Source organism: Microcella sp. (assembly GCF_051860105.1).
GTDB lineage: Bacteria > Actinomycetota > Actinomycetes > Actinomycetales > Microbacteriaceae > Microcella.
The window spans coordinates 24,325-34,930 of sequence record NZ_JBHYEO010000024.1 but is presented as its reverse complement, the minus strand read 5'-3'; the positions used below and the strand labels follow the sequence as shown (position 1 = coordinate 34,930).

Below are 10,606 nucleotides of genomic sequence, written 5' to 3'. Positions count from 1 at the left end.
CGATGAGGTGCTCGCGCGCCTGCGTCAGCACCTGGATGGTGACGTCGTCGGGGATGAGGTCCTGCTCGATGAGCGTGCGCACGAAGTCGAAGTCGGTCTGGCTCGCCGACGGGAAGCCGACCTCGATCTCCTTGAACCCCATGCGCACGAGCAAGTCGAACATGATGCGCTTGCGCTCGGGGCTCATCGGGTCGATGAGGGCCTGGTTGCCGTCGCGCAGGTCGACGGCGCACCAGCGGGGCGCCTGCGTGATGCGCTGCGCGGGCCAGGTGCGGTCGGGCAGGTCGATCGCGAGCTGCTCGTGGTACGGCTGGTACTTGTGGATCGGCATGCCCGAGGGCTGCTGACGGTTCTGCATGAGGTGCTCCTGCTGGGTCGTGGTGTGGTTGTCAGCCGACGACGAACTCCGCGACGAGGGAGGCTACGGGTCTAAGCCTCGTCGCGGCAGCGAAGAAGGAGCTGGCCGAACACGCTTTCAGGGTACACCCGCGTTCTGCGAGCACGCGAATGCGGTTCGGGATGCTCTACCGTCAGCCTTTCGGATGAAAAGGGTCATCCGCTCGAGTGAGCCGCGCGAGTTTCACTCGGCTACGGGCCGCGCGGCCCGTACCGTGGCGGACATGTTCGATCGACTGATCACGTGGTTCACGCCCGAGCGCCGTGCGCGCATCCTCTTTCCCGTCGAGGTAGCGCTCGGCGCGTGGCTCGCGCTCGCCATTCTGCTCAATCAGCAGTGGTGGGGAGGTGTTCCGTTGGCAGTAGTCAACGTGGGCATCGCACTTGCCATGGGCGTCGGCACTGCACTGCATCGCGTGCGCGCCGATCTGGCCCAATACGGGCTGATCGCAGCCGGACTCGGCGTCATTGCCGGCGGGATCTTCGGTGCATCTTCCTCCCCGCTCATCCTGGTGGGCGCGGTGGTTATCGTGTTCGGCGGGGCCGCGTACGGCACAGCACTCGCGCGGTCGGTCGCCCTCGTCGTGTCAGTCGTCGTCGCGGCGGGCATCACCGTGGCCATCCTGTTCGGCGGCGGGACACCCGTAGGCCTGAGCCTGGGTTCGATCATTCTCGACACCCTCACCCAGATGATCTGGCCGGTGCTGGCGCTCATGCCGTGGGTGCTCGGCGAGCTTGTGCGCAGCATCCGGAATCGGCGTCAGCTCAGCGCGACCGTCGCGACGGTCAGCACGCAGCGCGATGCGGCCCTCACGCGCGCCGACCTCGAGGCCGAGCGCACGCGGGTGGCGCGTGACGTGCACGACATCGTCGCCCACTCGCTCACCGTCGTGATCGCGCAGGCCGATGGGGCGCGGTACGCGACGGCGGGCGACTCCCCCGCGGCGGCCGACGCCTTCGAGACGATCGCGCAGACCGCGCGGGATGCCCTTGCCGACGTGCGCGTGCTGCTCACCGAACTGCGGCACACGCAGGAGGCCGGCCCGCAGCCCGGGTTGGGTGACCTCGACGCGCTGCTCGCCGCGATGCGCGACTCGGGGCTCGCGCTCGAGCTGCGCGAGTTCGGAGACCGCGGGCGCCTGACCGAAGCGCGCGAGCTCGCGCTCTACCGCATCGTGCAGGAGTCGCTCACGAACGCGCTGCGCCACGGCGACGGGGCCGCGACCCTCGAACTCGAGTGGGGTGGCCAGGCCGTCGACCTGGTGGTGACGAACGACGCGGGCGGCGCGGCTGCCGACGGTCAGCGCGGGCACGGTATCGACGGGATGCGCGAGCGGGCATCCCTCGCCGGTGGTGAGTTGAGTGTGCACGAGGGCGCGGTGTTCCGCGTGCGAGCGCGGTTGCCCCTCGACGAGCGCACCGCCGGGCCGGCCGAGCCCGCCGACGAGCTCGTGACCACGGGGGCACCGGAGTGACCACGCCCGCCGCTCCCCCGCCGCTGGTCGTGCTCGTGAGCCTCGTCACGGTGCCGCGCCGGCCGCTCGACCCGGCCGCCCTGCCGTGGGAGGCGCGATGAGCGCGATCCGCGTGCTGCTCGTCGACGATCAGCCGCTGTTCCGGCGGGGCGTGCGCATGCTCATCGACTCGCAACCCGATCTGACCGTGGTCGGCGAGGCCGGCGACGGCGGCGAGGCCGTGGTCGTCGCCGACGAGGCGCTGCCCGACGTGGTGCTCATGGACATCCGGATGCCGCACGCCGACGGCATCGCGGGCACGGCGGGCATCCTGCGATCGGCCACCGAGGCGGGGCGCACGCCGCCGCGCGTCATCGTGCTCACGACCTTCGACCTGGATGACGCGGCCCTGCGCGCGATCCGCGCGGGTGCGAGCGGCTTCCTGCTCAAGGATGCCGAGCCCGAGTTCCTGCTCGCCGCCATCCGCGCCGTCCACGGCGGGCACGCGGTCGTCGCGCCGGGCGCGATCAGCGACCTGCTCGCGCACGTCGGTGCCGCTCCGGATGCTCGCCGCGCGCACTCACCCGCCGACCTCTCCGCGGCGCGCGACGCGGCGCTGCCCTCCCTCAGCAAGCGCGAGCGCGAGATCTTCACCGCCGTCGCCGAGGGCCTCAGCAATGCCGAGATCGCCGCGCGCGAGTTCGTGGCCGAGGCGACCGTGAAGTCGCACGTCGGCAGGATTCTCGCCAAGCTCGGCCTGCGCGACCGCGTGCAGGTGGTGCTCTACGCCCACGATCACGGGCTGCTGCCGCGCCGCTGATCGCGCGGAAGGCCTCGCCTCTCGGTGTCCAACGCTCGCTCGTGCGGATCAGCCGCGCAACACGCCGACCCGCGCGCCCGACACGCCGCCGTTCCACAGCGCGCGCCCGAATAAGCGAACGCACCCGCGCGCGAAGCGGCCGGGCAGCCCTAGAACCCCAGCTTGCCGAGCTGCTTGGGGTCGCGCTGCCACTCTTTGGCGACCTTCACGTGCAGCTTGAGGAAGACGCGCCGGCCCATGAGCTTCTCGATCTCGAGGCGCGCGCGCGTGCCGACCTCGGTCAGGCGCGACCCGCGGTGCCCGATGATGATGCCCTTCTGGCTGTCGCGCTCGACCCAGACGTTGGCGAAGATGTCGAGCACGCCGCCGGGCGACCGCTCGGTCATCTCGTCGACCGTGACGGCGAGCGAGTGCGGCAGCTCGTCGCTGACGCCTTCGAGCGCGGCCTCGCGGATGAGCTCGGCGACCCGGTCGTCAGTCGACTCGTCGGTCACGGCGTCGTCGTCGTAGAGCGCGGGCGACTCGGGCATGAGCGCGATGACCTGCTCGGCGAGCAGGTCGACCTGCTCGCCGGTGACGGCCGAGAGCGGGATCACGAGATCCCACTCCCGAAGCTCGGAGACGGCGAGCAGCTGCTCGGCGACCTTGGCCGAGCCCGCGGCATCGGTCTTGGTCACGATCGCGATCTTGCGCGTGCGCGGAAAACTGTCAAGCTGCTCGTTGATGAACCGGTCACCGGGCCCGATGGGCTCGTTGGCCGGCACGCAGAACCCGATCACGTCGACGTCGCCCAGGGTGTCCTGCACGACCGCGTTGAGGCGTTCGCCGAGCAGCGTGCGCGGACGGTGCATGCCGGGCGTATCGACGACGATCAATTGGCCGGATGCCCGGTGCACGATGCCGCGGATCGCGCGGCGCGTGGTCTGCGGCTTCGAACTCGTGATGGCGACCTTCTCTCCGACGAGCGCGTTGGTGAGGGTCGACTTGCCGACGTTGGGTCGGCCGACGAAGGTGACGAATCCGGCCCGGAACGTCGGCTCGGGCGACGCGGCCGTGCCCCCGCGGGGCTTGCGGCCGCTCACTCGGCCTCGTCGCGCTCGCGGTCGCCCGCGAAGGCGATGCGGGCATCCAGCAGCGCCTGATCGGCCTCGACGAGCACCGTGACGACGCGCTTGCGGCGGCCTTCGGTGCGCTCGGCGGTGAGGTGCAGGCCGTCGACCGTGACGGTCGACCCCGCAACGGGAAGACGCCCCAGGTGCTTCGCGAGCAGGCCGCCGACCGAGTCGACCTCGTCGTCGTCGAGCTCGATGCCGAAGAGGTCGCCGAGCTCGTCGATGGGCATGCGGGCGCTCACGCGGAACCGGTTCTCGCCCAGTCGCTCGCTGTCGGCGGTCTCGCGGTCGTACTCGTCGACGATCTCGCCCACGAGCTCTTCGATGAGGTCTTCCATCGTCACGAGACCCGCGATTCCGCCGTACTCGTCGACGACGAGGGCGAGATGGTTCGACTCGAGCTGCAGCTGCCGCAGGGCGTCGTCGGCCTTCTTCGACTCGGGCAGGAAGAGCGCGGGCTTCACGAGCTCGTCAACGAGCGCGGTGGCGGCCTTCTTCGGCTTCTCGAACGTGAGGCGGGATGCGTCGCGCAGGTAGACCACGCCCAGCACCTCATCGGCGCTCTCGCCGACGACCGGTACACGCGAGACGCCGCGGCTGAGGAAGAGGCTCATCGCGTCGGCGACGGTGGCCCCCTGCTCGAGCACGATCATGTCGGTGCGGGGCACCATGACCTCGCGCACGATGGTGTCGTTGAATTCGAAGATCGAGTGGATGAGCTCGCGGTCCTCCTCCTCGAGCACGTCGAGCTCGGTGGCCTCGTCGACCATGTTGAGCAGCTGCTCCTCGCTCGAGAAGCTCGCGCTCGACGGCCGCCCGGGCGTCACGCGGTTGCCGAGCACGACGAGGGCGTCGGCAAGCGGGCCGGTGAGCAGGCGCACTCCGCGGATGAGCCAGTCGAAGGTGCCGAGCATCGCGCGCGGGTGCGCACGGCCGACCGAGCGCGGGCTCGACCCGACGAGGATGAACGAGACGCCGATCATGATGCCGGCGCTGATGAGCAGCACCCACCACCACTCGTCGATGAGTGTGGCGAAACCGATCGTGACGAGCACGGCGGCAATCGTCTCGGCGACGATGCGGAGGAAGTTGAGGGCGTTGACATGCGCCCCGACATCGGCCGCGACGGCATGAAGGCGCGCGGGATGCGCGCGGTCGGAGGCGATGTCGACGAGCTCGATGCGGCTGACGACGCCGAGCGCCGCGTCGATCGAGGCGAGCAGTCCGCCGATGGCGACGAGTAGGCCGGCCGCGATGAAGAAGAGCAGGGTCGCGGTCATCGGCGACGACCCCGCTCGGCCAGGGTGAAGCTCACGAGGATGTCGCGCTGGATGCCGAACATCTCCTTCTCCTCCTCCGGCTCGGCGTGGTCGAACCCGAGCAGGTGCAGGATTCCGTGGGTGGTCAGCAGCAGCAGCTCATCCTGCGTCGAGTGCCCTGCGGCCTCCGCTTGCTGGATGGCCACCTGCGGGCACAGCACGATGTCACCGAGCAGTCCGGGCGGGGTCGGCTCATCGTCGCTGCCCGGCCGCAGTTCGTCCATGGGGAAGCTCAGCACGTCGGTAGGGCCGGGCTCGTCCATCCACTGCACGTGCAGCTGCTCGATCGCGGCCTCGTCGACGAGCACGATCGCGAGCTCGGCGTCGCGGTGCACGTTGAGATGCTCGAAGGCGTGCAGAGCGAGGCGCTGCAGGCTGGCTTCGTCGACGGGGATGCCCGACTCGTTGTTGATCTCGACGGCCATGCTCAGCGGCCTCCCGCTCCGGGCCGCGGGCGGCGGGTCGCGCGGTCGCGCGGCAGCCCGCGGCGGCGCTCCTCGCGGTTGGCACCCTCGACGGGGTCGGGCAGGCCGTTCTCGCGCGCGTACTGCCGCGCCTGCTTCTCGGCGTCGTACTTCGTGTACGCATCCACGATGCGGCCGACGAGCGAGTGCCGCACGACGTCCTCCGACGTCAGCCGCGCGAAGTAGATGTCGTCGATCTCGTCGAGCACGCGCGTCACGAGCTGCAGCCCGCTCGCGCCGGTCGGCAGGTCGATCTGCGTGATGTCGCCCGTGACGACGATCTTCGAGCCGAAGCCGAGGCGGGTGAGGAACATCTTCATCTGCTCGGGTGACGTGTTCTGCGCCTCGTCGAGCACGATGAACGCGTTGTTGAGCGTGCGCCCGCGCATGTAGGCGAGCGGGGCGACCTCGACGACGCCGCTCGCGAGCAGCTTGGGCACGAGCTCCGGGTCCATCATCTCGTTGAGCGCGTCGTACAGCGGCCGCAGGTAGGGGTCGATCTTGTCGGTGAGGGTGCCCGGCAGGAAGCCCAGCCGCTCCCCCGCTTCGACGGCGGGCCGCGTCAGGATGATGCGGTCGACCTCTTTGCGCTGCAGCGCTTGCACGGCTTTGGCCATGGCGAGGTAGGTCTTGCCCGTGCCGGCGGGGCCGATGCCGAACACGATCGTGTGGTGGTCGATCGCGTCGACGTAGGCCTTCTGGCCGAGCGTCTTGGGGCGGATGCTCTTGCCGCGGCTCGTGAGAATGGCCTGGCTGAGCACGTCAGCGGGGCTGCCGGCACCCTGCTCGAGAATGCGCGCCGAGCTCGCGACCTCGACCTCGCCGAGCTCGTGGCCACCGCGCACCATGACGAGCAGCTCGTCGACGAGTCGACGCGCTGCCGCCACCTGGGCGGGGTCGCCCTCGAGGGTGCGCGGGTGGCCGCGCACGTGCCCGTCGACGAGCGGGTCCTGCTTCTCGACCGTCGACAGCAGGCGGTCCTGGGGGCCGAGCAGCCGCACCATGGCGACGCCGTCGACGTCGAGCTGCTCGCGGGCGCGCTCATCGCGCGCGGAATCGTCAGTGGGCAAGGGATCCCTCGGTCAGGCCTCCCGCGAGCACATGGGCGTGCACGTGGAAGACGGTCTGCCCGGCGTTCGCGCCGGTGTTGAAGACGAGCCGGAAGTGCCCGTCGGCGTGCTCGTTGGCAAGGAGGTGAGCCGTCGCGACGACCTCGGCGAGCAGCGCGGGGTCACCCGCGGCAAGCTCCGCGACATCGCGGTAGCGCGGCGTCTTGGGCACGACGAGCAGGTGCACGGGAGCCTGCGGCGCGATGTCGCGGAACGCGATGACCGTGTCGGTCTCGTGCACGATGTCGGCGGGAATCTCGCGCGCGATGATGCGCTCGAAGATCGACATGTCGGAACCGCTCATGATCCCAGTCTAGAGCGCGGCCCTGAGGCAGCGCCGGGGGCGCCTCGCGCCCCGGGAGACGTGCCGGAGTCTCGCCGGGTGCCTCACCAGCGCCCGAGCGCCGCCGAGAGCACGGCGATCGCCGCGGGCCCCGCGGTCGAGGTGCGCAGCACGCTCGCGCCGAGGCGCACGCAGCGCGCGCCGGCGGCGACCAGGGCATCCCGCTCCTCCGGGGCGATGCCGCCCTCCGGGCCGACGACGATGAGGATGTCGCGGTGCCCGAGATCGTGCGGCGTCAGCGTCGTGAGGGCGTGGTCACCCGTGGGATCGAGCACGAGCACGGTCGACCCGCTCGCGCGGGCCGCGAGCTGCGCCGTCGTCGCGAGGGGCTCGACCACGGGCATCCACGGTCGGATCGCCTGCTTCGTCGCCTCGCGCGCAATCGTCTGCCAGCGCTCGCGGTTCTTGATCGCCTTGGCGGCATCCCAGCGCGAGACGCTGCGCGCCGCCTGCCACGGGATCACCCCGTCGACGCCGAGCTCGGTCGCAGCCTGCAGGGCGAGCTCGTCGCGGTCGCCCTTGGCGAGGGCCTGCACGAGGTGGATGCTCGGCCGCAGCCGCTCGTAGCGCTCGACCCGGTCGACGGTGAGGGCGACGTCGCCCGGCTCGACTGCGCTCACCACGCCGTGCACGACGAGCCCCGCGCCGTCGCCCAGCCGCAGCTGCTCGCCGACGCGCACGCGCGAGACGGTCGCGGCGTGCCGCGCGTCGGCCCCGCGCAGGTGGACGACCGAATCGCCCGTTCCGCTCTCGGCGTCGGCGAGCTGGGCGCTGAGCGTCTCGTCGAGGTAGAAGTGAGCCACGGGCGGGTCGGTCGGCTACAGGTTGAGGAAGCGGTCGCGCAGCTTGGCGAAGATGCCCTGCTGGAAGGTCGCGAACTGCGGCGGCACCGGCCGACGGCTCGAGGCGAACTGACGGATCAGCTCGGTCTCTTTGCTGTTGAGCCGCACGGGGGTGACGACCTGCACGCCGAGCTTCAGATCGCCGCGACCCGAGCCGCGCAGGCGCGTGATGCCGCGCTCTTTCACCGTGATGATCTCGGCGCTCTGCGTGCCGGGCTTGATCTCGACCGCGACGTCGCCGTCGAGGCCGGGCAGGGTGACGGTCGTGCCGAGGATCGCATCGGTCATCTGCACCTCGACCGTGGCGAGCAGGTCGTCGCCGTTGCGGCTGAACGTCTCGTGCGTCTTGACCTTGATCTCGAGGTAGAGGTCGCCATTGGGGCCGCCGGCGGGCCCGACCTCGCCCTGGCCGGGCAGCTGGATGCGCACACCCGTGTCGACGCCGGCCGGGATGTCGACGGGGATGGCGCGGCGCGCGCGCACGCGCCCCTGGCCGGCGCAGGTCGGGCACGGGCTCGGGATCACGGTGCCGTAGCCGCGGCAGGTGCCGCAGGGGCTCGAGGTGAGCACGTTGCCGAGCAGGCTGCGCACGGTGCGCTGGATCTGCCCCGACCCGCGGCAGATGTCGCACGTCTGCGGGCTCGTGCCGGGCGAGCAGCAGCTGCCCTCGCACGTCGAGCAGAGAATCGCGGTGTCGACTTCGAGCTGACGGGTCGTGCCGAACACGATCTCGTCGAGTTCGACCTCGACGCGCAGCAGGGCGTCTTGCCCGCGCTCGCGCCGGCTACGCGGGCCGCGCTGCTGCTGCCCGCCACCGAAGAAGGTCTCGAAGATGTCGCCGAAACCGCCGAAACCGGATGCTCCGCCGAAGCCGCCCGACCCGCCCAGGTCGTACTGCTGGCGCTGCTGCGGGTCGCTCAGCACGTCGTAGGCGTGCGTGACCTGCTTGAACCGCTCGGCCGCGTCGGCGCTCGGGTTCACGTCGGGGTGCAGCTCGCGCGCCAGGCGGCGGTAGGCCTTCTTGATGTCGTCGGCGCTCGCCTGTCGGTCGAGACCGAGCACCTCGTAGTGGTCTGCCACTTATTCCTCACCGAGCAGGCGCGAGACGTAGCGGGCTACGGCGCGCACTGCTGCCATGTTGTTCGAATAGTCCATGCGGGTGGGGCCGAGCACCCCGAGCTTGGCCGTGCTGTCGGTGCCGACGCGGTAGGCGCTCGTCACGACCGCGGTCTCTTTGAGCGCTTCATCGTTCTCACGGCCGATGCGTGCGGTGACGCCGTTCTCGTCGACCTGCATCTCGCTGAAGAGCTTGAGCAGCGTGACCTGCTCCTCGAGGGCCTCGAGCACGGGGTAGACGCTGCCCGCGAAGTCGCCCTCGGTGCGCACGAGGTTGGCCGCGCCCGCCATGACGAGCCGGTCGGTGCGGTGCGCATCCACGTGCCCCAGCAGCGCCTCCGAGACGACGCCCACCGCTTCGCGGCGATCGGGGGCGAAGCGCTCGGCGAGCGAGGCGGCGACCTGCGGCACCTCGCTCAGCACCTGACCGGCGAGCGCAGCGTTGAGCTTCGCGCGCAGCTCGCCGATGAAGGCCTCATCGGCCTCGAGCGGCAGCTCGATGATGCGCTGGTCGACGCGCCCGCCGTCGGTGATGAACACCGTCATGAGGCGCGTCGCGCTCATCGGCACGAGCTCGATGTGCCGCACGCGCGCGTTGCCGAGCGCCGGGTACTGCACGAGCGCGACCTGGTTGGTGAGGTGCGAGAGCAGGCGCACGGTGCGCGCGAAGACGTCGTCGAGGTCGACCGATTGGTCGAGGAAGGCCGCGATCGCCTGGCGCTGCGCGGCGCTCAGAGGCCGCAGGTCGGCGAACTGGTCGACGAAGACGCGGTAGCCCTTGTCGGTCGGCACGCGCCCCGAGGAGGTGTGCGGAGCCGTAATGAGCTCCTCCTCCTCCAGCAGCGCCATGTCGTTGCGGATGGTCGCCGCCGAGACGCCGAACTGGTGGCGGTCGACGATCGCCTTCGAGCCGACGGGCTCGCGCGACGCCACATAATCGTGCACGATCGCGCGCAGCACGTGCAGGGCGCGTTCCGAGACCATGGCGCTCCTCCCCGTTCGACGGCTTCTGCGGCAACCGGCGTGCTGGCACTCGATCCCGCGGACTGCCAATTCTACCCCGCGTTGCGCATCGATACTCATTGCCTGGCGGTTGCACGGGCGCTAGGTTTACCTCGTGCTCCACCCCGGGACCAATGTTCGCCGCAGGATCATCGAAAGGCAGTACCCATGACCGACCAGACCCCTCCCTCCGCCGCTCCGCAGCCGGCCGCCCCGCTCACGGAGGCGGAGGACCGCCAGTGGGCGTCGTTCGCCCACCTCGGCGGCGTGCTCGGCTTCCTGCCGTCGCTCATCATTTGGCTGGTGTTCAAGGACCGCGGTTCGTTCACGAACACCGAGGCGAAAGAAGCGTTGAACTTCCAGATCACCGTGACGATCGCGTACATCGCGCTCAACATTCTCGGCGTCATCATCGGCGCGGTCACGTTCGGCCTCGGCGGACTCATCACCTTCCTCGTGCCGCTCGTCTGGATCGCCGCGGTGATCTTCTCGATCCTCGGCTTCGTCAAGGCGAAGGACGGCATCAACTACCGCTACCCCGTCTCGATCCGTCTCATCAAGTAGACGCGATCGTCACGACCTGCGGGGCCCGACCGATGCGGTCGGGCCCCGCAGGTGTTTAATGACCG

Annotated in this window: 11 protein-coding genes and 1 pseudogene; 3 read left to right on the top strand and 9 right to left on the bottom strand. The window is 70.4% G+C overall.

Going from position 1 to position 10,606, the window contains the following annotated elements; genetic code table 11:
• Positions 1-358, bottom strand: a pseudogene (locus ACTIE9_RS11465) (2-isopropylmalate synthase); the annotation flags it as partial.
• Positions 359-620: 262 nt separating this feature from the next.
• Between ACTIE9_RS11465 and ACTIE9_RS11460 the strand changes: the two are divergent.
• Together ACTIE9_RS11460 and ACTIE9_RS11455 are read left to right on the top strand one after the other, a co-directional pair.
• A complete protein-coding gene (locus ACTIE9_RS11460; RefSeq protein WP_439565708.1) occupies positions 621-1,871 on the top strand; it encodes a sensor histidine kinase in 1,251 nt (416 codons plus the stop codon).
• Positions 1,872-1,968: 97 nt separating this feature from the next.
• On the top strand, positions 1,969-2,670 hold the full coding sequence (locus tag ACTIE9_RS11455; protein WP_439565707.1) for a response regulator: 702 nt from the start codon (positions 1,969-1,971) through the stop codon (positions 2,668-2,670).
• 149 nt (positions 2,671-2,819) lie between these two features.
• Here ACTIE9_RS11455 and era read toward each other — a convergent pair whose 3' ends face one another.
• The 8 genes from era to hrcA all read right to left on the bottom strand — a co-directional run bounded on the left by era (position 2,820) and on the right by hrcA (position 9,959).
• Positions 2,820-3,752 (bottom strand): GTPase Era, encoded by a 933-nt coding sequence (gene era, locus ACTIE9_RS11450; protein ID WP_439565706.1) that lies wholly within the window; start codon positions 3,750-3,752, stop codon positions 2,820-2,822.
• Positions 3,749-5,062: a hemolysin family protein gene (locus ACTIE9_RS11445; protein WP_439565705.1), complete on the bottom strand. Its 1,314-nt coding sequence runs from the start codon at positions 5,060-5,062 to the stop codon at positions 3,749-3,751. The genes era and ACTIE9_RS11445 overlap by 4 nt, the downstream gene beginning before the upstream one ends.
• Positions 5,059-5,526 (bottom strand): rRNA maturation RNase YbeY, encoded by a 468-nt coding sequence (ybeY, locus tag ACTIE9_RS11440; RefSeq protein WP_439565704.1) that lies wholly within the window; start codon positions 5,524-5,526, stop codon positions 5,059-5,061. The genes ACTIE9_RS11445 and ybeY overlap by 4 nt, the downstream gene beginning before the upstream one ends.
• Positions 5,527-5,528: 2 nt before the next feature.
• Positions 5,529-6,569: a PhoH family protein gene (locus tag ACTIE9_RS11435; protein WP_439565709.1), complete on the bottom strand. Its 1,041-nt coding sequence runs from the start codon at positions 6,567-6,569 to the stop codon at positions 5,529-5,531.
• A 55-nt stretch (positions 6,570-6,624) separates the two neighbouring features.
• Entirely contained in the window at positions 6,625-6,978 is a 354-nt protein-coding gene (locus ACTIE9_RS11430; protein WP_439565703.1) for a histidine triad nucleotide-binding protein, read from the bottom strand.
• 83 nt (positions 6,979-7,061) lie between these two features.
• Positions 7,062-7,820, bottom strand: a complete 759-nt coding sequence (locus ACTIE9_RS11425) for a 16S rRNA (uracil(1498)-N(3))-methyltransferase (protein WP_439565702.1) — start codon at positions 7,818-7,820, stop codon at positions 7,062-7,064.
• Between the two features lie 15 nt (positions 7,821-7,835).
• Positions 7,836-8,939 (bottom strand): molecular chaperone DnaJ, encoded by a 1,104-nt coding sequence (gene dnaJ, locus ACTIE9_RS11420; protein WP_439565701.1) that lies wholly within the window; start codon positions 8,937-8,939, stop codon positions 7,836-7,838.
• Entirely contained in the window at positions 8,940-9,959 is a 1,020-nt protein-coding gene (gene hrcA / locus ACTIE9_RS11415) for a heat-inducible transcriptional repressor HrcA (RefSeq protein ID WP_439565700.1), read from the bottom strand.
• Positions 9,960-10,145: 186 nt separating this feature from the next.
• Here hrcA and ACTIE9_RS11410 point away from each other — a divergent pair, with 186 nt between their 5' ends.
• Positions 10,146-10,541, top strand: coding sequence for a DUF4870 domain-containing protein (locus ACTIE9_RS11410; RefSeq protein WP_439565699.1), 396 nt, complete (start codon positions 10,146-10,148; stop codon positions 10,539-10,541).
• Positions 10,542-10,606: the final 65 nt, after the last annotated feature.